Annotated in this window: 19 protein-coding genes, 1 pseudogene and 1 riboswitch; of the genes and pseudogenes, 10 read left to right on the top strand and 10 right to left on the bottom strand. The window is 69.6% G+C overall.

Features of this window, described 5'->3' with window-relative positions; all coding sequences use genetic code 11:
• Positions 1-211 precede the first annotated feature (211 nt).
• From ABD357_RS24155 to ABD357_RS24145, 3 genes are all read left to right on the top strand, one after another.
• Entirely contained in the window at positions 212-1,135 is a 924-nt protein-coding gene (locus ABD357_RS24155; protein WP_344392834.1) for a MurR/RpiR family transcriptional regulator, read from the top strand.
• Positions 1,136-1,215: 80 nt separating this feature from the next.
• Positions 1,216-2,169, top strand: coding sequence for an N-acetylmuramic acid 6-phosphate etherase (gene murQ / locus ABD357_RS24150; protein WP_344392833.1), 954 nt, complete (start codon positions 1,216-1,218; stop codon positions 2,167-2,169).
• Between the two features lie 106 nt (positions 2,170-2,275).
• The gene (locus ABD357_RS24145; RefSeq protein ID WP_344392831.1) at positions 2,276-2,863 is read left to right on the top strand and encodes a hypothetical protein; all 588 of its coding nucleotides are present in this window, start codon (positions 2,276-2,278) and stop codon (positions 2,861-2,863) included.
• 188 nt (positions 2,864-3,051) lie between these two features.
• Here ABD357_RS24145 and groL read toward each other — a convergent pair whose 3' ends face one another.
• The 4 genes from groL to thrC all read right to left on the bottom strand — a co-directional run bounded on the left by groL (position 3,052) and on the right by thrC (position 7,383).
• Positions 3,052-4,677, bottom strand: a complete 1,626-nt coding sequence (gene groL / locus ABD357_RS24140; RefSeq protein ID WP_344392830.1) for a chaperonin GroEL — start codon at positions 4,675-4,677, stop codon at positions 3,052-3,054.
• A gap of 301 nt (positions 4,678-4,978) precedes the next feature.
• Positions 4,979-5,182 (bottom strand): cold-shock protein, encoded by a 204-nt coding sequence (locus tag ABD357_RS24135; RefSeq protein WP_003986833.1) that lies wholly within the window; start codon positions 5,180-5,182, stop codon positions 4,979-4,981.
• Between the two features lie 455 nt (positions 5,183-5,637).
• Positions 5,638-5,913, bottom strand: coding sequence for a MoaD/ThiS family protein (locus ABD357_RS24130; protein ID WP_119103018.1), 276 nt, complete (start codon positions 5,911-5,913; stop codon positions 5,638-5,640).
• A gap of 135 nt (positions 5,914-6,048) precedes the next feature.
• The gene (thrC, locus tag ABD357_RS24125) at positions 6,049-7,383 is read right to left on the bottom strand and encodes a threonine synthase (protein ID WP_344392828.1); all 1,335 of its coding nucleotides are present in this window, start codon (positions 7,381-7,383) and stop codon (positions 6,049-6,051) included.
• A gap of 18 nt (positions 7,384-7,401) precedes the next feature.
• Positions 7,402-7,560: riboswitch (SAM riboswitch) on the bottom strand.
• 191 nt (positions 7,561-7,751) lie between these two features.
• Between thrC and ABD357_RS24120 the strand changes: the two genes are divergently transcribed.
• Both ABD357_RS24120 and ABD357_RS24115 read left to right on the top strand, forming a co-directional pair.
• Entirely contained in the window at positions 7,752-8,726 is a 975-nt protein-coding gene (locus ABD357_RS24120) for a glucosyl-3-phosphoglycerate synthase (protein WP_344392827.1), read from the top strand.
• 208 nt (positions 8,727-8,934) lie between these two features.
• Complete coding sequence (locus tag ABD357_RS24115; RefSeq protein WP_344392825.1) at positions 8,935-10,329, top strand: alpha,alpha-trehalose-phosphate synthase (UDP-forming); 1,395 nt, start codon at positions 8,935-8,937, stop codon at positions 10,327-10,329.
• 81 nt (positions 10,330-10,410) lie between these two features.
• Here the strand turns inward: ABD357_RS24115 and otsB are convergent, their stop codons facing one another.
• From otsB to ABD357_RS24100, 3 genes are all read right to left on the bottom strand, one after another.
• Positions 10,411-11,277 carry a trehalose-phosphatase gene (gene otsB, locus ABD357_RS24110; RefSeq protein ID WP_344392824.1) on the bottom strand — a complete coding sequence of 289 codons (867 nt, stop codon included), beginning with the start codon at positions 11,275-11,277 and terminating at the stop codon, positions 10,411-10,413.
• Between the two features lie 27 nt (positions 11,278-11,304).
• Positions 11,305-11,535 (bottom strand): DUF3263 domain-containing protein, encoded by a 231-nt coding sequence (locus tag ABD357_RS24105; protein ID WP_344392822.1) that lies wholly within the window; start codon positions 11,533-11,535, stop codon positions 11,305-11,307.
• 165 nt (positions 11,536-11,700) lie between these two features.
• Complete coding sequence (locus ABD357_RS24100) at positions 11,701-12,984, bottom strand: ABC transporter substrate-binding protein (RefSeq protein ID WP_344392821.1); 1,284 nt, start codon at positions 12,982-12,984, stop codon at positions 11,701-11,703.
• A 106-nt stretch (positions 12,985-13,090) separates the two neighbouring features.
• On the opposite strand from ABD357_RS24100, the gene ABD357_RS24095 reads away from it, so the two are divergent.
• The 3 genes from ABD357_RS24095 to ABD357_RS24085 all read left to right on the top strand — a co-directional run bounded on the left by ABD357_RS24095 (position 13,091) and on the right by ABD357_RS24085 (position 16,239).
• Positions 13,091-14,041: an ROK family protein gene (locus tag ABD357_RS24095; RefSeq protein WP_344392819.1), complete on the top strand. Its 951-nt coding sequence runs from the start codon at positions 13,091-13,093 to the stop codon at positions 14,039-14,041.
• Entirely contained in the window at positions 14,041-15,186 is a 1,146-nt protein-coding gene (nagA, locus tag ABD357_RS24090) for an N-acetylglucosamine-6-phosphate deacetylase (protein ID WP_344392817.1), read from the top strand. The genes ABD357_RS24095 and nagA overlap by 1 nt, the downstream gene beginning before the upstream one ends.
• Positions 15,187-15,309: 123 nt before the next feature.
• Entirely contained in the window at positions 15,310-16,239 is a 930-nt protein-coding gene (locus tag ABD357_RS24085; RefSeq protein WP_344392815.1) for a 1-phosphofructokinase family hexose kinase, read from the top strand.
• 635 nt (positions 16,240-16,874) lie between these two features.
• Here ABD357_RS24085 and ABD357_RS24075 read toward each other — a convergent pair.
• Positions 16,875-17,849: a carbohydrate-binding protein gene (locus tag ABD357_RS24075; protein WP_344392814.1), complete on the bottom strand. Its 975-nt coding sequence runs from the start codon at positions 17,847-17,849 to the stop codon at positions 16,875-16,877.
• Positions 17,850-17,967: 118 nt separating this feature from the next.
• Positions 17,968-19,656 carry a diguanylate cyclase CdgB gene (cdgB, locus tag ABD357_RS24070; protein ID WP_344392812.1) on the bottom strand — a complete coding sequence of 563 codons (1,689 nt, stop codon included), beginning with the start codon at positions 19,654-19,656 and terminating at the stop codon, positions 17,968-17,970.
• Positions 19,657-20,081: 425 nt separating this feature from the next.
• Here cdgB and ABD357_RS24065 point away from each other — a divergent pair, with 425 nt between their 5' ends.
• Positions 20,082-20,657 (top strand): flavin reductase family protein, encoded by a 576-nt coding sequence (locus ABD357_RS24065; RefSeq protein WP_344392810.1) that lies wholly within the window; start codon positions 20,082-20,084, stop codon positions 20,655-20,657.
• A gap of 35 nt (positions 20,658-20,692) precedes the next feature.
• Here ABD357_RS24065 and arfB read toward each other — a convergent pair whose 3' ends face one another.
• Positions 20,693-21,124 (bottom strand): alternative ribosome rescue aminoacyl-tRNA hydrolase ArfB, encoded by a 432-nt coding sequence (gene arfB, locus ABD357_RS24060; protein WP_344392809.1) that lies wholly within the window; start codon positions 21,122-21,124, stop codon positions 20,693-20,695.
• A gap of 277 nt (positions 21,125-21,401) precedes the next feature.
• On the opposite strand from arfB, the pseudogene ABD357_RS24055 reads away from it, so the two are divergent.
• Positions 21,402-22,281 (top strand): annotated as a pseudogene (locus ABD357_RS24055) (hypothetical protein); the annotation flags it as partial.

Here is a 22,281-nt window from a genome sequence, read left to right as displayed (position 1 = left end):
CACGTAGGCCGCGCGGCCGCCAGAGCCGCGCCCCTCAGGGGCGCGGGGAACTGCGCGACAAGCCACGACGGGCCCGCAGCCGACACACGAACCCCAACCGCCCGCCCCCAGGGGCGCGGGGAACTGCGCGACCAGCCCCCACTGACCCGCAGTGAAAACCCCTTCGAGCCACCCCTTGACCTCTCCCAGTCGGCGAAAATATCTTTCAAAGGTGACCCCCAACGTGAAGGAAATTTTCGCAGGCGAGGCCCCGCCCGCACCGGCGGCCCTCGCCGCCAAGGTCCGCACCCTCGCCCCGTCAATGACCCGCTCCATGCAGCGCGTCGCCGAGACCGTGGCCGCCGACCCCGCCGGCTGCGCGGCCCTCACAGTCACCGGCCTGGCGGAGCGAACCGGCACCAGCGAGGCCACAGTCGTCCGCACCGCCCGCCTCCTCGGCTACCCCGGCTACCGCGACCTGCGCCTGGCCCTCGCCGGCCTCGCCGCCCACCAGCAGTCGGGCCGCGCCCCCGCCGTCACGGCCGACATCGCGGTCGACGACCCGATCGCCGACGTCGTGGCGAAACTGGCGTACGACGAGCAGCAGACCCTCGCCGACACCGCGGCAGGCCTGGACACGGTGCAGCTCGGCGCGGCCGTCTCCGCACTCTCGGCGGCCGGCCGTATCGACATCTACGGAGTCGGCGCCTCCGGCCTGGTCGCCCAGGACCTCCACCAGAAGCTCCTGCGGATAGGCCTCATAGCCCACGCGTTCAGCGACCCGCACCTCGCGGTCACCAACGCCGTGCAGCTGCGCTCCAAGGACGTGGCCATCGCGATCACCCACTCCGGTTCGACCGGCGACGTCATCGAGCCGCTACGGGTCGCCTTCGAGCGGGGCGCCACGACGGTCGCGATCACCGGCCGCCCGGACGGCCCGGTCTCGCAGTACGCCGACCACGTCCTCACCACGTCGACGGCCCGCGAGAGCGAGTTGCGGCCGGCCGCCATGTCGTCCCGTACGAGCCAACTGCTGGTCGTGGACTGCCTGTTCATAGGGGTGGCCCAGCGGACGTACGAGTCGGCGGCGCCGGCGCTGGCCGCTTCCTACGAGGCGCTCGCGCACCGCCACAGCCCGCGCGGCTCCCAGCGCTAGGCCCATAGCTCGCGTACAAGTGCTCGGGTACGAGTAACAAAAGCCAGCACCGGAACGAACACCGGAAAGAGCCGCCCCACATGACCTCCCCCGCCGACGCCTCCTCCAACTTCCGTGATGTGCGGGATGAGTTGGAAACCCTGACCACCGAGGCGTTCCGTCCCGAGCTTGCCCGGATCGATCAGTTGCCCACCCTCGAGATCGCGAAGATCATGAACGGCGAGGACGCGACCGTACCGACCGCCGTCGCCGCGCAGCTCCCGCGTATCGCCGCCGCGATCGACGCCATCGCGGACCGTATGGCGCGCGGCGGACGCCTGGTCTACGCGGGCGCGGGCACCGCGGGCCGTCTCGGTGTGCTCGACGCGTCCGAGTGCCCGCCCACCTTCAACACGAACCCCTCCGAGGTCGTCGGCCTGATCGCGGGCGGCCCGAGCGCCACGGTCAACTCCATCGAGGGCGCCGAGGACTCCAAGGAGCTGGCGGCCGAGGACCTGGCCGCGCTGGGCGTCACCGCCGACGACACGGTGGTAGGGGTCTCGGCCTCCGGCCGGACCCCGTATGCGATCGGCGCGGTGGAACGCGCGCGTGCACTCGGCGCCCTGACCATCGGCCTGTCCTGCAACGCGGACAGCGCGCTCGCGGCGGCAGCCGAGCACGGTATCGAGGTGGTCGTGGGCCCCGAGCTGCTGACCGGCTCGACGCGTCTGAAGGCGGGCACGGCCCAGAAGCTGGTCCTCAACATGCTGTCGACGATCACGATGATCCGCCTGGGCAAGACGTACGGGAACCTGATGGTCGACGTACGGGCCTCGAACGACAAGCTCCGGGCCCGTTCGCGCCGTATCGTCGCGCTGGCCACGGGTGCGCCGGACGACCAGATCGAGGCGGCCCTGAGCGCGGTCGACGGCGAGACGAAGAACGCGATCCTCGTCCTCCTCGCCGACGTCGACGCCGCGACCGCCGCCCGCCTGCTCACCGAGGCGAACGGCCACCTCCGGGCGGCTCTTCAGGCGGCCCTCGCGAGCGGCTGAGGAGCGTCCGGCCCGCCTTGTTGCCCGGGCTTCCGGGGCGGCTGTCAGTGGCGCATGTGATTCTTGGGGGCGTCGGCAGCACGGCTCCCGGGAGGGGACGACCACCATGAACCACGCACAGCTGACCGCTCTGGGCCGCGCGCTGCGGCTTCTCGGCGAGCACGGCGAGGCCCTGGGCACGGACACACCCGACGCGAAGCTGCACGAGGTCAAGGCGGACCTGAAGCGCGCGCTGGACCTCCTGGAGGAAACGGTCACCACGGCGGCCCCCACCACACGCTGCACCGAGCACCCCACAGGCCCGGTCGACGAGGACGCCCCCGACCTCTGCCTGCTCTGCGAGACCCGCCGCCGCATCGCCCGCCGCTCAAAGGTCAACGACTCGTTCTCCCAGGGCCGTCCGACCGCCCCGGACGAGACACTCGAGCGCACGAAGTCCCGCTACGGCGTACGGGGCGACCGCCCCCAGCCCCAGCAGCGCTGGCTCCCCGAGATGTGGACCGGCCAGGTCTGGCAACTCTGCGGCACACCCCGCCGCGACAAGCAGGAAGCGGAGCAGTACCTCGCCGCCCAGCGCCGCAGCCCCCACCCCGGCATGGCCTACCGCCTGGTCCACGAGTTCACCGACTACGAGGTCCTGCGCATCTGGGGCGAACCCCGGAAGATCGACATCGAACCCATGGGCAACCTCTAGCGCTCCGGCAAGGGATCCGAGGGTGTCCCAGACCTTCCCGTCCCACTGTCCGGTACCAGCCAGCCGGACACGCCCGAGGGCGGCACCCCTGCGAACAGGGATGCCGCCCTCGGTACTGGACTGGGGTCCCCCCTGCTCGAGCGAAGCCGAGAGCTTGGGGGAGGGTCCGACCCGGTGGAAGAACCGGATCAGAAGTCCATGTCACCGCCCGGCATGCCGCCGCCGGCCGGGGCGGCGCCCGCCTTCTCCGGCTTGTCGGCGATGACGGCCTCGGTGGTGAGGAACAGCGCGGCGATGGACGCGGCGTTCTGCAGGGCGGAACGCGTGACCTTCGCCGGGTCGATGATGCCTTCGGCGATCATGTCGACGTACTCGCCGGTCGCGGCGTTCAGACCGTGACCGACCTGAAGGTTGCGGACCTTCTCCACGACGACGCCGCCCTCGAGACCACCGTTGACGGCGATCTGCTTGAGCGGGGCCTCCAGGGCGAGCTTCACGGCGTTGGCGCCGGTCGCCTCGTCACCCTCGAGCTCCAGCTTCTCGAACACCGTGGCGGCCTGGAGCAGGGCCACGCCACCACCGGCGACGATGCCCTCCTCGACGGCGGCCTTCGCGTTGCGAACGGCGTCCTCGATGCGGTGCTTGCGCTCCTTGAGCTCGACCTCGGTGGCGGCACCGGCCTTGATGACGGCCACGCCGCCGGCCAGCTTCGCCAGGCGCTCCTGGAGCTTCTCGCGGTCGTAGTCCGAGTCGGAGTTCTCGATCTCGGCGCGGATCTGGTTGACCCGGCCCCCGACCTGCTCGGTGTCGCCGGCACCGTCGACGATCGTGGTCTCGTCCTTGGTGATGACGACCTTGCGGGCGCGGCCCAGGAGGTCCAGGGTCGCGTTCTCCAGCTTGAGGCCGACCTCCTCGGAGATGACCTCGCCGCCCGTGAGGATGGCGATGTCGCCGAGCATGGCCTTACGGCGGTCACCGAAGCCCGGAGCCTTGACGGCGACGGACTTGAAGGTGCCGCGGATCTTGTTGACGACCAGGGTCGACAGGGCCTCGCCCTCGACGTCCTCGGCGATGATCAGCAGCGGCTTGCCGGACTGCATGACCTTCTCGAGGAGCGGCAGCAGGTCCTTGACGGCGCTGATCTTCGAGTTGGCGATCAGGATGTACGGGTCGTCGAGGACGGCCTCCATACGCTCCATGTCGGTGGCGAAGTACGCCGAGATGTAGCCCTTGTCGAAGCGCATACCCTCGGTGAGCTCCAGCTCCAGACCGAAGGTCTGGGACTCCTCGACGGTGATGACGCCTTCCTTGCCGACCTTGTCCATGGCCTCGGCGATGAGCTCGCCGATCTGGGTGTCGGCGGCGGAGATGGAGGCGGTCGAAGCGATCTGCTCCTTGGTCTCCACGTCCTTGGCCTGGTCGAGCAGGGCACCGGAGACCGCCTCGACGGCCTTCTCGATACCGCGCTTGAGAGCCATGGGGTTGGCACCGGCGGCGACGTTGCGGAGGCCTTCCCTGACCAGCGCCTGGGCCAGGACGGTCGCGGTCGTCGTGCCGTCACCGGCTACGTCGTCCGTCTTCTTCGCGACTTCCTTGACCAGCTCGGCGCCGATCTTCTCGTACGGGTCCTCGAGTTCGATCTCCTTGGCGATGGAGACACCGTCGTTGGTGATCGTGGGGGCGCCCCACTTCTTCTCGAGGACGACGTTGCGGCCCTTGGGGCCGAGGGTCACCTTGACGGCGTCCGCGAGCTGGTTCATGCCGCGCTCGAGGCCTCGCCGCGCCTCCTCGTCGAACGCGATGATCTTGGCCATGTGAAGTGGTCCTCCCGGACTGGGGTGGATTGCTCCGGACCGCGCTGGCGCCCGCGACGGACGGCCTGCCTGCCCCGTGGTTCCTTGCCCCACTTGGCCTGCGGGCCTCACCGACCCGGTCCTCGTTGTCACTCTCACCTTCAGAGTGCTAACGCCAATGATTAGCACTCGCACCAGTCGAGTGCAAGCGGCTACCACAGTGCGGGCGGGCTGCCGCCAGGCATGCCGAAGGGCCCGTACCCCTTGAGGTACGAGCCCTTCGGAAGAAGAACGTGTCGCTGCAGATCAGTCGGCGCGTGCTTCAGCCGGCCACGCGGACCATGTCCGCCTGCGGCCCCTTCTGGCCCTGCGAGATCTCGAACTCGACTCGCTGACCCTCTTCCAGGGTGCGGTAGCCGTCCATCTGAATCGCGCTGTAGTGGACGAATACATCCGCACCACCGTCGACCGCGATGAAGCCGTACCCCTTCTCCGCGTTGAACCACTTGACGGTGCCCTGAGCCATGCCTAACTCCCCTATTACTGGCCCTTGCACAGATCCACACTTCGCGGATCCGGGTCAGACCTCACCCCCCAACGGTTGGGGGTGTGCGCCGGAACGCGTCGACCGCGGCTGAATGTATCTGCCCAACTGCCGTCTGCAACAGGTCAATCGGACGAGAAATCTGGGCATGGCCGATCCGGAATGTACGGAGAATTCACCCTAGAGGGGGGCAAGTCGGGCTCCATAAAAGGAGCAATTGACGCAAAAGACGCGCACACTTTGGCTACTTCTTATCGGGCATCCGACAGGAATGCACATGCATTCGGCCCGGGGGAGCACCAAGTTCCCCAACTGTACCGCGCTCAACCATACAGAATTGCCCCCTCCGCTTAACTCACGGAGGGGGCAATTCGATGAACCCTGAGTGACTTGCATTACCGACGGTAACGATCAGCCTCGGGCGCTGTACCGGATGATCAGCCTCCGGCGACGGCCGGAATGATCGAGACGCCGGCCCCGTCGGGCGTCGCCGTCTCCAGCCCCTGCTCGAACCGCACATCGTCGTCGTTCACGTACACGTTGACGAACCGACGCAGCTTGCCCTGATCGTCCAGGACACGCGCCGCGATCCCGGTGTGGTTCTTCTCCAGGTCGGCGATGACCTCGGCGAGGGTCGCCCCTTCGGCGGCGACCTCGGCCTGACCGCCGGTGTAGGTGCGAAGGATGGTGGGGATGCGAACGTTGACGCTCATGGGGTTATGACCTCCGGTCAGGTATGGAGCGCCCCGAAGGGGCGCGGGGCGGTGACATTTGCGGCTCCGCCGCGGGGCACGGCACGACCAGACCCCACCGGCCTGCAGCTTGAATACAGCCCTTGCCGCGAAGCGCTACGCGAGGCCGGCCTCTCGGAAAGAGCCCAGGCTGGGTCGGATCGTGGCGGTGAGCCCGGTCCCGGCCACAGCGTCGAGGGTCTTGAGACCGTCACCCGTGTTCAGGACGACAGTCGTGAGGCTCGGGTCCAGCACACCGTTCTCGATCAGCTTGCGCGCAACCCCCACCGTCACACCACCGGCGGTCTCCGCAAAGATCCCCTCGGTCCGCGCCAGCAACTTGATCGCGTCCACGATCTGCTCATCGTTGACGTCCTCGACCGCGCCACCCGTACGCCGCGCGATGTCCAGCACGTACGGACCATCGGCGGGGTTACCGATCGCCAGCGACTTCGCGATCGTGTCCGGCTTCTGCGGCCGTACGACGTCATGGCCCGCCTTGTAGGCGACGGACACCGGCGAGCACCCCTCGGCCTGGGCGCCGAAGATCTTGTACGGCTTGTCCTCGACGAGTCCGAGCTTGATGAGCTCCTGCAGACCCTTGTCGATCTTCGTGAGCTGCGAGCCGGAGGCGATGGGCACCACCAGCTGGTCGGGAAGCTGCCAGCCGAGCTGTTCGCAGATCTCGTACGCGAGGGTCTTGGAACCCTCGGCGTAGTACGGGCGCAGGTTGACGTTGACGAAGCCCCAGCCCTCGCCGGCCGGGTCGCCGATCAGCTCGGAGCAGAAGCGGTTCACGTCGTCGTAGTTGCCCTCGATGCCGACGAGCTCGCCGCCGTACACCGCGGCCATGACGACCTTGCCCTGCTCCAGGTCGTGCGGGATGAACACGCAGGAACGGAAGCCGGCGCGGGCGGCGGCGGCGCCGACGGCACCGGCGAGGTTGCCCGTCGAGGAGCAGGAGAGGGTCGTGAAGCCGAAGACGCGGGCGGCCTCCAGGGCCTGGGCGACGACGCGGTCCTTGAAGGAGTGCGTCGGGTTGCCGGAGTCGTCCTTCACGAAGAGCTTGCCGGGGTCGACGCCCAGCTCGCGCGCGAGGTTGTCGGCCTTGACGAGCTCGGTCCAGCCGGGGTTGATGTTCGGCTTGGTGGCCACGTCCGCGGGGACGGGCAGGAGAGGCGCGTACCGCCAGATGTTCGCGGGGCCCGCCTCGATGCGCTTACGGAGTTCCTCGGTGTCGTACGCCGAGAAGTCGTACGCGATCTCCAGCGGGCCGAAACACTCCTCGCAGGCGAAGACGGGGCCGAGCGGGACGCGGTGGCCGCATTCGCGGCAGGAGAGCGCAGCGGCGGGGCCGAGGTCTACGGAGGGGGTGTCCACGGAGTTCGTGGGGGCCGCCGGGTCGGCGGAGGTTTCAGTGTTCGTGGTGCTTGCAACTGTCTGCGCAGCCATGTGAGGCGAGGCCCTTTCTCCTCATCTTCCTCACGACGCATCTCGCCGTGAGACGGATTTGGCACCTTCACTAGCCGGGAGCCTCGCGGAATCGATCATCTTCGATCGGTACGAGAACCGGCTGGAGGGTTGCCGGGGCTTCAACGGGCCGTATCCCTCTGCCCCTCTGGATGAGCGCTATTCGGTTGTGAGTATCCGGTTGTCGGCTGGGCGACCCGCGACATGCGATGGTCATCAGCGTTGTTCAAGACTGTAACCGAAGGCCTGGATCGTGGTGAGACCAGTCCGAACCGCGAGATGACAGTCACAAGAGCTGCTGCCCCAGCGGGCACTCGCGAACCCGGTCCAATGTCAAGGGAGAGCCGCACGTGCTGGAAGACGTCGAGCGCTGGCTGAACACGCGCTCCTGGTCCGTTGGCGACCGCCCGCTGAAGAAGCTCATCGCCGCGAAGCGCGCGGCCAACTCCACAGTGAGCGTCGTACTGCCCGCGCTCAACGAGGAGGAGACCGTCGGCGAGATCGTCGCCGTGATCCGCCGCGAGCTGATGACCAAGAAGGTGCCGCTCGTCGACGAGATCGTCGTGATCGACTCGGGCTCGACGGACCGTACCTCGGAGGTCGCCGCCGAAGCCGGGGCCCGGGTCGTACACCGGGACGAGATACTCCCGCGCATCCCGGCCGTCCCCGGCAAGGGCGAGGTCCTGTGGCGCTCGCTGCTGGTCACGAGCGGGGACATCGTCGCCTTCGTCGACGCGGACCTGAAGGAGTTCTCCGCGGACTTCGTCTCGGGGATCGTCGGTCCGCTGCTCACCGATCCGGACGTGGACCTCGTCAAGGCGATGTACGACCGCCCGCTGAACCTGCCGGGCGACCCCACCTCCGGCAGGACCGCCGCGGGCCAGGGCGGCCGCGTCACGGAACTGATGGCCCGCCCGATCCTGAACATGCACTGGCCACAGCTGGCCGGCTTCGTACAGCCGCTCGGCGGAGAGTACGCGGCCCGCCGCTCCCTCCTGGAACAGCTGCCCTTCCCCGTCGGATACGGCGTCGAGCTGGGCATGCTGGTCGACGCCCTGCACCTGGTGGGCCTGGACGCCCTCGCCCAGGTAGACGTGGGCGTCCGCAAACACCGCCACCAGGACGGCCAGGCCCTGGGCCGCATGGCCGCCGCGATCTACCGCACGGCCCAGCTCCGCCTGGCCCGCGGCCATATGGTCCGGCCGCGGATCACGCAGTTCGAACGTGTCGAGACCGGCTTCGCACCGCGTACGCACTCCGTGGACACGGAGGAACGACCGCCGATGGCGGAGATCGAGGAGTACGCGGAACGAAAGGCGGCGTAGCGACCGCGTCCCACTGAAAAAAGGGGCCGCAGGCCCTCTTTTTCAGGGGCGCGGGGCTGTGACATTTGCGGCTCCGCCGCGGGGCACGACCAGCCACAATGCACCCGCAGCCGCCATACGACGCAGCGTCCCGAGCTCTCACGCGTCGAGCTTGTATACGGCTGAGGCGTACGTTTGAGCGAAGCCCCCCTGGGCTAAGTTGAGCCCTATGGCATCAACGCAAGCCCAGATCCTCGTCGCATCGAACCGCGGCCCGGTCTCATACGCACAGGATGAGACCGGGACGCTCACAGCCAAGCGCGGCGGCGGCGGCCTGGTCTCCGGGCTCTCGGCGATCGGCCCGGAGGCCGGTGCGCTGTGGGTGTGCTCGGCCCTGGGCGACGGCGACCGAGAGGCCGTACGCCGCGGCGTCGGCGAAGAGGGCGTACGGATGCTGGACATCCCGGCCGACGTACACGAGGACGCGTACAACGGCATCGCGAACTCCGTGCTGTGGTTCATGAGCCACATGCTGTACCAGACGCCGCTGGAGCCGGCCTTCGGCGCGGAGTTCCGCAGACAGTGGGCGTCCTTCGAGACGTACAACCGGGCCTTCGCCGAGGCCCTGGCCGAGGAGGCGGCACAGGGCGCCTCCGTGCTCGTGCAGGACTACCACCTGACGCTGGCCCCCCGCATGCTGCGCGAGCTGCGCCCCGACCTGCGGATCGGCCACTTCTCGCACACGCCGTGGGCTCCGCCGGAGTACTTCCGGCTGCTGCCCGACGACATCGCCGCGCAGTTGCTCGGCGGGATCCTGGGCGCCGACCGGGCCGCGTTCCTGACCCAGCGGTGGGCGGACGCGTTCACCGACTGCTGTCATGCCGTGCTGGGGCCCGGCATTCCGTCGGGTACGCGGATCGGGGTGCACGGGCTCGGTGCGGACGCGGACTTCCTCCGGAAGCGGTCGCATGAGGCCGACGTGGACGAGCGCATGGTTTCGCTGCGCGAGCAGATCGGCGAGGGCCGCAAGGCGATCGTGCGGGTGGACCGGACGGAGCTGTCCAAGAACATCGTGCGGGGGCTACTGGCGTTCCGGCAGTTGCTGGAGGACCAGCCGTCGTGGCGCGAGCGCGTCGTGCACGTGGCCCTCGCGTATCCCTCGCGGCAGGACCTGGCCGTGTACCGCGACTACATGACCGAGGTGCAACGGCTCGCGGACGAGATCAACTCCCAGTACGGGACGCCTGGCTGGACCCCGGTCGTGCTCCACCTGAAGGACGACTTCGCCCGCTCGCTCGCCGCGTACCGGCTGGCCGACGTGGCCCTCGTCAACCCCATCCGCGACGGGATGAACCTCGTCGCCAAGGAGGTGCCGGTCGTCTCCGACGCGGGGTGCGCGCTGGTGCTCTCGCGGGAGGCGGGGGCGTACGAGGAGCTGGGCGAGGACGCGATTGTCGTGAACCCGTACGACGTTTCGGGCACCGCCCGCGCCCTGCATGAGGCATTGTCGATGCCACTGGACGAGCGGGCGGAGCGTACGAAGCGGCTCGCCGCCGCGGCTACTGCGCTTCCTCCGGCCCAGTGGTTCTTGGACCAGCTGGAAGCGCTGCGCGCCGCGGCGTAATAGGCCGGTTGAACAGTGCGGGTTCGTTGTGGCTGATCGCGCAGTTCCCCGCGCCCCTGACAAGAGGGCCTGCGGCCTTTTTCAGGGGCGCATCTGTGTTGCCAGTGATTCGAGGAGGCGTACGACGCCTGCCGGGCCGTCCACCACCAAGTCCGCGCGATCTGCGAGCTCCTTGACCTCGTTGCTGCCGCTGCACACCAGCAGTCCGGGAACACCGTTCGAGCGGAGTTCCTCAACCGCGGCGAACGCCGGGAGATCTCCCAGGTCATCGCCTGCGTACGCCACCATCCCTGCGCCGACCTCTCGTACGTACTCGCGGAGCGCCACGCCCTTGTCCATGCCCGGCGGGCGCAGCTCCAGGACCAGGCGGCCCGGCTCGACGACCAGGCCGTGGCGGGCGGCGAGGTCCGTGAGGGGTTCGCGCAGGGCCTCGAAGGCGGCCTGTGGGTCCGAGGCTCGGCGGGTGTGGACCGCGACGGCGCGGCCCTTCTCCTCGATCCAGGTGCCCTGCCAGGCGCCGGAGCGGTCGAGGACGCCGGGCAGTTCGGCGCGGACGGCGGCGACGCCGGGGTGGGGCGGGGGCGCCGTGACGGTGCCGGTGACCGCGTCCCAGCGTTCGGCACCGTAGTGACCGAGGACGACCAGATGTTCAAGGCCGGGTACGTCCGCGAAGCCGCCGTGGCGGACCGCGACATCGGCCGGGCGGCCGGTGACGACGGCGACGGAGGCGACCTTCGGGGCGAGGGCGGCGAGCGCCGGGACCGCGTCGGGGTGGGCGCGGGCCTGCTCGGGGTCGGGGACGATCGGGGCGAGGGTGCCGTCGAAGTCGAAGGCGAGTACGGCCCGTTCGGGTCGCGCGAGGATGGCATCGAGGCCGTCACGTCCGGCCTGCGTCGCAGGAGTCGGCAATGGCGTCGGGGTCTTTGAGGGGTCCGCTTGGCTGCCCATACGGCGACCCTATCCGTCAGCGATCTGTCAGCGCTCGGCCCGGCGAGCGTCCCGTATTCGACGCAGCCGGTTCACGGTCACCGGATCGTGGGCCAGAGCACGCGGCGCATCAAGCAGGGCGTTCAGCAACTGGTAGTACCGAACCGGCCCCATCCCCAACTCTTCCCGTATGGCCCGCTCATTGGCCCCGGGCGAATCCCAGCCACGCCGCTCCAGCGCAAGTACGTCAAGCTCCAGTGGGGTCAGCTCCTCTGCCATGCGTCGACGCTACCGCGCCCCGAGGGCCCGCAGGCCCCGATGGAGGCCGGAGGCCTCCTAGGGGCGCGGGGCTGTATCGAATTGCGGCTCCGCCGCGTGGGCGCGACCAGCCACAACGCACCCGCAGCCGCCAAACGACATCCAACCCCGAGCTATTAGGCACCGCTACTCCGCGCTGTCGGCCGCCGAAGCCGACCGCTGCAGCGACCCCAGAACCGCGGCGGGCCGCGCATTGGGCCCCACCGCCTTGCCGATCTGCTGCTTGATGTCGGCGCTGACCTGCGCCCAGGACGTCTTGGCGACGGGATACAGCTCGGCGTTCTCAAGCTCGGACAGGAACGGGTCGAGATCCTTGTCGTTCTTGTCCACGGCCATCGCTTCGGAGGCGGAGGTGGTCACGGGCAGCAGGTTGTACTCGTGGGAGAACTCGAGCACGTTCTTCTCGCTGTAGACGAAGTCGAGGAACTCACCGATCTCCTCGCCGTTGCCGTTCTCCTTGAACGCCATCATCCAGTCGGCGACACCCATCGTGGCCTTGGCCCTGCCGTTGATGCCGGGCAACGGCACCATGCCGTACTCCACGCCCTTCTTCTCGGCGGCCTGCATCAGCGAGGGGTGACCGTTCAGCATGCCGACCTCGCCGCGCGTGAACGCCTCGAAAGCGTCGGCGCGGTTGAGCTTGCCGGGCGGGGTCGGCCCGGTGAGGCCCTTGCCCACCAGGTCGTTCTTGAGCCAGTTGAAGGTCGCGATGTTCTGGTCGGAGTCGAGGCCGTACGAGCCCACGGTGCCGGTGTAGCCGTCGCCGCCGCTCAGCAGCCACATCATGGTCTCGGCCTGGGCCTCCTCGGGTCCGAGAGGCAGCGCGTACGGCGTCTCGACGCCGCGGGACTTCAGGACCCGGGCGGCGTCGGCCAGTTCGCTCCAGCTCTCCGGCGGGGTGAGGCCGGCCTCGTCGAAGAGCTCCTTGTTGTAGAACAGCAGCCGCGTGGAGGAGGCGAACGGCATGCCGTACTGCACCCGGCCCACCTCGCCCGCCTCGGCGAGTCTCGAGACGAAGTCGGCCTGGACGGGTATGGAGAGCAGTTCGTCGACCTCGTACAGCTGCCCCTTCGCGGCGTAGTCGGCGTACGCGCCGATCTGCGCCATGTCGGGCGCCTCACCGTCGGCGACCATCTGTTTGACCTTGGCGTCGACCTCGTTCCAGGAGTAGACGCTGACGTCGACCTCGATACCGGGGTTCTTCTTCTCGTACTCCTTGACCAGCTTGTCCCAGTACTTCTGGGAGCTGTTCGCCTCGGAGTCGCCGTAGTCGGCGGCCACCAGCTTGAGCGTCGTGTTCGGGGTGGCCGCGGTGCCGCCGGAGCAGCCGCCGAGTGCCGCCGTCACGCCCATTGCGGACACCATCGAGATGAAACCTGTCACTCGTCGCCGCACCGCTGTTTTCCCCATCTGTCGTACTCGTCACGGTAGTTGAAGACCGGATAACCGGAATGCCAAGGTCTACAGTACCCGAGTGGACTAGACCTCTCGTGGGGTCAGGGGCGAGACTGTATCCGTGAGACACGTCATCGCCCTCGATGTGGGCGGCACCGGGATGAAGGCCGCCCTCGTGGGGGCGGACGGCGCACTGCTCCACCAGGCCCGCCGCGCCACGGGCCGGGAGCGCGGCCCCGACGCCGTCGTGGAGTCGATCCTCGGCTTCGCGGCCGATCTGCGCGCGCACGGCGAGCACCGCTTCGGCGAGCCCGCGTCCGCCGCCGGCATCGCCGTCCCCGGCCTCGTGGACGCCGAGCGGGGCCTCGCCGTGTACGCGGCCAACCTCGGCTGGCGTGACGTACCCCTTCGGGATCTGCTCGGCGAGCGCCTGTACGGCGTCCCGGTCGCCCTCGGGCACGATGTGCGCACCGGCGGCCTCGCCGAGGGACGGCTCGGGGCGGGGCGGGGAGCCGACCGGTTCCTGTTCGTGCCGCTCGGCACCGGGATCGCGGGCGCGATCGGTATCGACGGCCGGGTGGAAGCGGGCGCGCACGGCTTCGCGGGCGAGATCGGCCACATCGTCGTACGGCCCGGGGGCACCCCGTGTCCGTGCGGGCAGCACGGCTGCCTGGAGCGGTTCGCGTCCGCGTCGGCGGTGAGCGCGGCCTGGGCCGAGACGTCCGGTGACGCTCAGGCGGACGCGGCCGACTGCGCGAAGGCCGTGGAGTCCGGGGACCCCCGGGCGCTCGCGGTCTGGCAGGAGGCGGTGGACGCTCTCGCGGACGGCCTCGTCACCGCGCTCACCCTGCTGGACCCGCGCACACTGATCATCGGTGGCGGCCTGGCCGAGGCGGGGGAAACCTTGTTCACACCGCTACGGGCGGCGGTCGAGCGCCGGGTGACCTTCCAGAAGCTGCCCACGATCGTCCCGGCGGCGCTCGGGGACACGGCCGGCTGCCTGGGCGCCGGGCTGCTGGCCTGGGACCTTCTGTCCACCACACCTACTGCCCCCTCGGAGGTAACCACCTGATGGCCACTAGCAAAGTGCTCGCCGGTGCCCAGGTGGTGCTGCCCACCGGGATCGTGGACGGCGGACGCGTGATCGTGGACGGCACGCGCATCGCCGGGAGCGCTCCCTCCGACGCCGACGTACTGGACCTGACCGGCCACTGGCTGGTGCCGGGATTCGTCGACATCCACAACCACGGCGGCGGAGGCGCGTCCTTCACCTCCGGGACGGTCGACGACATCCTCAAGGGCGTCCACACGCACCGGCTGCACGGCACCACGACCACCGTCGCGACGACCGTCACCGTCGACATGGACGCGCTGGCCCAACGCGCCGGGCTGCTCTCCGAGCTGGCCGAGCAGGGCGACATCGCGGGCGTCCACTTCGAGGGACCGTTCATCTCGCCGTGCCGCAAGGGCGCGCACTCCGAGGAACTGCTGCGCGACCCGGACCCGGCGGAGGTGCGCAAGCTGATCGACGCGGCGCGCGGCCAGGCCAAGATGGTGACGCTCGCCACGGAACTGCCGGGCGGCGTCGACTCCGTACGCCTCCTCGCGGAGCACGGGGTGATCGCGGCGATCGGGCACACGGACGCGACGTACGAGCAGACGGTGTCGGCCATCGAGGCGGGCGCCACCGTGGCGACGCACCTCTACAACGCGATGCCCGTCCTCGGTCACCGCACTCCGGGCCCGATCGCCGCGCTCCTGGAGGACGAGCGGATCACGGTCGAGCTGATCAATGACGGTACGCATCTGCATCCGGCGTCCCTCCAGCTGGCGTTCCATCACGCGGGCGCGGACCGGGTGGCGTTCATCACGGACGCGATGGACGCGGCGGGCTTCGGCGACGGCCGTTATCTGCTCGGCCCGCTGGAGGTCGAGGTCAGCGAGGGCGTGGCACGCCTGGTGGAGGGCGGCTCCATCGCGGGCTCGACCCTGACGCTCGACCGTGCCTTCAAGCGGGCCGTCACCGTGGACCGGCTGCCCGTCGAGGATGTGGTCGCCGCCATCTCCGCCACCCCGGCCAGGCTGCTCGGCCTGTACGACCGGGTGGGCTCGCTGGAACCGGGCAAGGACGCGGACCTGGTGATCCTGGACGCAGGCTTCGCCCTCAAGGGCGTGATGCGCCGGGGAGAATGGGTGGTTGAGCCCCAACTGGGCTGATTCGGCCGTACGTTGAGCCCGGGCGGGCCGACCTGCGGAACTGTGCCGACCGCCGTACCTTTGGCATGATCTGGCATCCGGACAAAGGAAGCGCCCACTCGTACTCGGGGGAGGTCGGCCCAGGTGATCCTCACGGTCACGCTGAACACCGCTCTCGACATCACCTACCACGTACCGTCCCTGCGCCCGCACACCTCGCACCGCGTCACCGAGGTGACCGAACGCCCCGGCGGCAAGGGCCTGAACGTGGCCCGGGTGCTGGCGGCGCTCGGCCACGAGGTGACGGTGACGGGTTTCGTGGGCGGGCCGACCGGCAGGGCACTCCAGGATCAGCTCACGTCCACACCGGGTGTCGTGGACGCGCTGGTCCCGGTGACGGGGCCGACCCGCCGCACGATCGCGGTGGTCGACACGGCGACCGGTGACACGACTCAACTCAACGAGCCGGGCCCGCTCGTCTCCCCCGCCGAGTGGCGGGCGTTCCAGGACGTGTACGAGGGCCTGCTGCCCGCCGCCTCCGCGGTAGCCCTGTGCGGCAGCCTCCCGCCCGGCGTCCCGGTAGGCGCGTACGCCCAACTGGTCCGCGCGGCCCGGTCCGCGTCGGTCCCGGTCCTCCTCGACACCAGCGGCGAGCCCCTGCGCAGAGGCGTCGCCGCCCGCCCCGACCTCGTCAAACCGAACACCGACGAACTGGCCGAACTCACCGGCTCCCACGAGCCCTTCCAGGCAACGAGGGACGCCCGCCGCCGAGGCGCCCATGCGGTGGTCGCGTCCCTGGGTGCCGAGGGCCTGCTGGCTCTGAACGCGGAGGGCCACTGGCGAGCGGCCCCGCCGGCCCCGGTCGAGGGCAACCCGACGGGTGCGGGCGACTCGGTGGTCGCGGGCCTGCTGTCGGGCCTGGTGGACAACTTGCCGTGGCCGGAGAGACTGGCCCGCGCGGTCGCGTTGTCGACGGCGACGGTACTGGCGCCTGCGGCGGGCGAGTTCGATGCCCGGGTATACGAGGAGTTGGCGGGCCGGGTCGCCGTGAGCGGAGACGTCACGGCAGCGTGAGACCGCCTTTGGCCGATAAACGCTCCATCCCCCAACCGCTCAGAACATATGGTCGCCAGCGACCAAAGATCTACTTCTTGTTGGTGGAAGTCATGTACCGCATAAGGAAGTTCGCGCGACTCGCAGCCGTCGGCGGCGCCTCGGTGGGCCTCGTCGCCGCCATGAGTTCCGCAGCCTCGGCACCGATCGAGCCGGCGTCTGGATGAACGATGGCCACCCGTTCAGCATCCGCGCCAGTGCGAGCACCTCGTCCGCCAAGATCGCGACCGTCAGGGATGCTGACATTAGGGTGCCTTGCACCACGACCCCGTGCACGGGGAAGGATGGCGGCTCGTACACCTGCTGGTCCGGGGGCCCTCGCGACAACGTCTGGCTCAAGGTGAAGTTGGGGAGCAGGCTGGGCTGGGTGGCTGGCCGGTGCGTCGAAGGCGGACGTCTCTAGTGTGTTGAACCGGGGGACGTCGGAGTGCCAGGCACTCCGACGGCCCTCAGTACACGGAATCGCTGTCGCGGCTCAACTGCTGGTCTTCTGGCGAGCGCCCCCGCCACGCCCGGTCGAGGGCAACCCGACGGGCGCGGGCGCGATTCAACGGTCGCGGGCCTGCTGTCGGGTCCGGTGGCGAACTTGCCGTGGCCTAGTCCTGGACCTTGCCCTTCTTCAGCCAGAACTGGTCCAAAAGCACATCGCACTTGTCACCGGCCTGGCAGGCCAGCGAAATCGTGTTGGTGCCCTTGTTGAGCGTGGGCCACGCGTAGGTCTTCTGCCAGCCGTTCTCGAAGCCGTCCTTGGCACCAGCGAAGTTGCTCATGTTCAGCTTGCTGCCGAACGGCTTGCCGTTGACGATGAGCGTCATCTCCTGGCGGTCCTTGCTGGCGACGCTGAATCCCGCGAAGAAGGTGTAGAGACCCTTCTCGGGGATATCGTCAACCTTCCAGGTGACCGTGGAACCGACCGCATTCAGGCCCGCCACGTACGTACCGCCCTCGGCACGGGAACCGTCGACGTCCGAAGCCACCTGCGCGCTGCCCCCGAGCTTCAGCGCCTTCGCGTCGATCTCCGGCAGCTTCACGTCGTCGTCCTTCGCCGGCTTCGAAGCCGGCGCGCTCGGCTCGGTGTTCTGCCCCGCCGTCGGGGTCGAACCCGCCGCTTTGTCGCCCGCGGGATCTTCGTCGCCGCCGGCCATCGCGATCCCGATGCCGATCACGACGGCCGCGACCACGGCGATCGCGCCGATCAGGAGACCCTTGGTGTTGGGACCACGGCCACGGCCGCCACCACCCAAGCCGCTGCCCGACAGGGGCGTGCGGGTCGTGGGGGCGCCGCCGGGGAACGTCTCGGGGGCCTGGTAGTGGGACTGGCCGTACGTGCCCTGCCCCTGCTGGGCCGGAGCCTGCGCGTACTGCGCGGTCGGGGCTGTCCGGGAAGCCTGCTGTGCCTGTTGGCCGTACTGGCGCTCGCCGACCGCCCGCACCCGGTTGACCGAACCGGGGTAGCCATAGCCGCCGCTTCCATCGGGCGGCGTGGCTCCGGCGGCCTGACCGTCGGCGTACAGATAGCCGAACGGGTCGTCGTCCTCGGGCGTGCTCGCGCCGTTGTTGCCGGGCGTCATCCCTTGGTCTCCTAAGCGGGTTTGGTGCAGATGCGATGGGTGGGTAGAGGGGCGAGCCTACCCGCTCCAGAGGCCCCAAACGGGTGATTCAGCTCGCACACTACCGCTGACCTGCGCTTCAGCCCGCACGCCGATGCGCTTTGGGACGAGACCGTTTCTCTACGTACATCCGCTCGTCAGCAGACTTCAACACTTCGTCCGCAGTCATGCCGCAATGTGCCCATCCGATGCCGAAGCTCGCACCGACCCGCATCGCGCGGCCGTCGACCCGGATCGGCTGGATGATCTCGTTGCGCAGCCGGACCGCGAGGTCCTGTGCGTCGGCCCGGCCGAGCCCGTCGGCGAGGACCACGAACTCGTCGCCGCCGAGCCGCGCGACCGTGTCCCCGTCCCGTACGCCGCTGCTGAGCCGTCGCGCCACCTCGATCAGCACGGCGTCGCCGGCGTTGTGCCCGAAGCGGTCGTTGATCGACTTGAAGCCGTCGAGGTCGCAGAAGAGCACCGCGAGCCCCTTCGTGCCGTCGTCCGTCTCGCCCTGCGGTGCGACGGTGTGCACGTGATGGTCGTACGCGTCGAAGGCCTCGGGACCCGGCCGGAAGTCGAAACCGTGCCCGTCCGCGTCGTACGCGGGCGCCAAACCGTGTTCCCCGTACTCACCGTGCTGCGCGTAGGCAGCGTCCAGCGTGTCCACGGGGCCGGGGGCAACGGACGCGGGGCGGCTGCACAGCCGGGCGGAGAGCCGGGCGCGCAGCTCGGCGGAGTTCGGCAGTCCGGTGAGCGAGTCGTGCGAGGCGCGGTGGGCGAGCTGGAGCTCGCGGCGTTTGCGCTCCTCGATGTCCTCGACGTGGGTGAGCAGGAAGCGCGGCCCGTCGGTGGCGTCCGCGACCACGCTGTTGCGCAGGGACACCCACACGTATGTCCCGTCGCGGCGCCCGAGCCGCAGTTCGGCGCGCCCGCCCTCCGCGGACGTACGCAGCAGGGTGCCGATGTCCTCGGGGTGGACGAGGTCGGAGAAGGAGTAGCGGCGCATCGCGGAGGCGGGGCGGCCGAGGAGGCGGCACAGCGCGTCGTTGGTCCGCAGGATGCGCCCGTGCTGGTCGCCGCCCATCTCGGCGATGGCCATGCCGGAGGGGGCGTACTCGAAGGCCTGGCGGAAGCTCTCCTCGCTGGCGCGCAGGGCCTGCTGCTCCCGCTCCAGGCGGACGAGGGCGCGCTGCATGTTGGCCCTGAGCCGGGCGTTGCTGATCGCGATGGCGGCCTGGAACGCGTACATCTGCAGGGCCTCGCGCCCCCAGGCGCCGGGCAGACGTCCGTTGCGCGGGCGGTCGACGGAGAGCACGCCGATCAGCTCACCGCAGGCGCCGCCGGGCACGCCCGGCGTGTACATGGGCGCGAAGAGGCGGTCGGAGGGGTGCCACTCGTCCTCGAAGCGGGGCGGGGGGCCGTCGGTGTACCACTGCGGAACGTCGTCGTCGTCGAGGACCCAGCCCTCGGTGTGGGGTATGAAACGCAGGTCGCCCCAGGCCTCGCCCATGCTCAGCCGGCGCTCCCAGGAGGCGCGGGAGCCGACGCGGCCGGTGATGAGCGCCTCGGCGGCGGAGTTGCCCGCGAAGGCGGCGACGACGAGGTCCCCGTCGGGGCGTACGAGATTGACGGCGGCGATTTCGTAGCCCAGGCCCGTCACGACTCCGTCGGCGACGGTCTGCAGCGTGTCGGCCAGGCTGCGTGCCGTGTTCATGTCGGCCATGACCTGATGCAGCTGCCGCAGGGTCGCAAGACGGACGTACGGCTCCGACTCGGTCTCCATGCTCGCTCTCCCCGAGACCTCGACAGCAACTCCAGAGTTGTCCGGGCTTCTCGCCTGTCTTCTCTCTCGTCTGTACTGATCGACTACCGACTATGGACTGGTCGCTTACTGATCGCCTGGCCGATCCCTGGATCGCCTATCGATTACAGCGTCTCCGCCACTGAATCACAGCGCGCTGCCCACTCGGTACACAGGGTCAACAAAATATGGCCCTTGTGACTCAAGTCACAGCTAAAGATGAGCAGTTGAGTAGAGTTTCTGTGTTTTCACCATGCGTTTACTGAACGCGAATATGTCGAGCCTGTGAGGTTACCCCGGACTCGGCACGAACGTCGGCCGGACGGCGGTCGGAATATCGGTCCTAGGTCCCGGCTCGGGCGATGGTCCGATGCGCGGGCCGGAGCGAGGAGACTAGCGTCTTGGGCGTGCTGACGACTCCTCCTGCCCCCCGCGTGCCCCTGACCCCCACCGCCGGCGGGCATGCTGATGGGGTGAGTGACGACGAGTTCCGTGCCGCCATGTCCCGGCTGGCCGCGGGCGTGGTGCTGGTGACCGCGCACGAGCCCGCACTGGATCCCGAGGGCCCGGGCGGTGAGGACGTCGGGATGACGGCGACCGCCTTCATGTCCGTGTCCCTGGACCCGCCCCTGGTCCTGGTCAGCCTGCGCGACGGCTCCCGCATGGACGACCTGCTCGCCGAACAGCCCCTGTGGGCGGTCTCTGTCCTCTCCGAGAGCCAGCGCCATATCGCGGGCCGCTTCGCCATGAAGGGCCGTATTTCCGACCGCCTCCTCTTCGAGGACATTCCGTACGTACGCGGAGAGGCCTCCGGGGCGCTGCTCGTGCGCGGCGCCCTGGCGACCCTGGAGTGCAGGACCGAGCAGCGGGTGCCCGCGGGCGATCACACGCTGGTGATCGGGCGGGTGCTGACGGCGTCGGTGCCGAGTGCGGACGGGGGGCCGTTGGCGTACTTCAAGGGGCGGTACCGGCAGTTGGGGTAGGCCGCCCCGTCTTGCCGTCTCGGTGAGCGGGTCGCTCACGGTCCCCAGTCGCGCCCGGAGCGCCCGCGCTTGGTGTCGGACCGCTGCTTCTTCTGCCGCAGCCGGCGTTCGTTGATTCCGCGGGGGATGCGGGTGGGCCGGCGGGGCTTGGGCGGCGGGGCGGTGGCTTCCGCGAGCAGGGCGGCGAGGCGGACGGCGGCGGTCTCGCGGTTGCGCCACTGGGAGCGGTGCTCGGAGGCTCGTACGCCGATGACTCCGTCGACGAGCTTCGGGGCGAGCCGTTCGAGGGCGCGGGCCTTCCACACCTCGGGCAGGGCTTCCGTCTTCGCGAGGTCGAACCGCAGCTCCACCTGCGAGTCGCTCGTGTTGACATGCTGGCCACCGGGCCCCGAGGAGCGCGAGAAACGCCACGTCAGCTCGGCCTCGGGGAGCGAGACGGAGCCGCGGATGACGTAGGGACCAGACATGGCTCCATGGTCGCGTGTGTGTCCGGTCCACGTCACGTGCTTTTCGGGGGCCTGGGATTCGCGGCCCTCGAGTTCCAGGCCCTCGAGTTCCAGGCCCTCGAGTTCCGAGCCCTCGGTGCCTCGAGTCGGAACTTGCCGATTCGGTTTTGGCCGTGGCTGGCCGGTGTGTCCCTCGTCAGGGTGAACGGGGCCGGTTACCGGGATCCTGCGTGTGCCGGGAACGCATGATCGATGCTGGCAGTCGGGTTCGTGGTGACCTCGGAGGAGGGGGAGGCCAGTGGCACGTCAGCGCGGCAGGAAGCGTACGTTGCGTACGATCGCGCCCCCGTTCACCGTGGCGGCACCCTCGGGTGCCCGGATCCGGGACCGGCTGCGTTTCGATGTCGCGGACATGAAGGTCCTCACCCTGGTCGGGCAGCACCTCGGCCGTCAGCAGCGGGCGGATCTCGCCGAGCGCATCGCGCTCGGCCCGGTGCCGGTGAAGAACAACCGTCGGGCAGAGCGGAAGAAGAAGCTGACGGCGGTGTCGTCGTCGCGCTGGGCGGGGGCGATGACCCGCGCCGGCGAGGACCAGTACCAGCTCAGCATGCGCTGCCTGCACGACGAGCGGGCCGGACTGCGCCGCGCCATCGGCACGATCGCCCGTCGCCTCGCGGTGCCGTGCGGGCAACGCAAGGGAAAGGCGCGCGGCTACGCCGACCAGAACGAACGCTTCCAGAAGCAGCGCCGCCTCCAAGCACTCAAAGCCCGTCTTGCCGTGGTCGAGCAGCGCATCACCGTAGGCCGCCCGGCTGTCGTGGTGGGCGGACGGCGTCTGCTGCACACGCGCCACCACCTCACAGAGGCCGGGCTGAGCGTGCCCGAGTGGCGCGAACGCTGGGACGCGGCACGCCTGTTCCTCACCGCCGACGGCGAATCGGGGGCCCCGCACGGGAACTACACGATCTGCGTCGACCCGGTGGACGGCAGCGTGACGCTCGTGCTGCCCGAGCCGCTGCGGCACCTGGCGAACGCACCACGTGGCCGCTACCGGCTCGGCTGCACCGTCACCTTTTCCCACCTGCGGCAGGAGTGGCTGGACCGGGTCACCACGAACCGGTCCGTGCGCTACGACATCGTGTACGACCCGGCCCGCGCCCGCTGGTACCTCGACGCCT

Origin of the sequence: Streptomyces vastus, assembly GCF_039532825.1 — a bacterium.
In the GTDB taxonomy this organism is placed as follows: Bacteria; Actinomycetota; Actinomycetes; order Streptomycetales; family Streptomycetaceae; genus Streptomyces; species Streptomyces vastus.
Note: the sequence above shows the minus strand (reverse complement) of the source record. Positions and strands in the feature narration are given on the sequence as shown.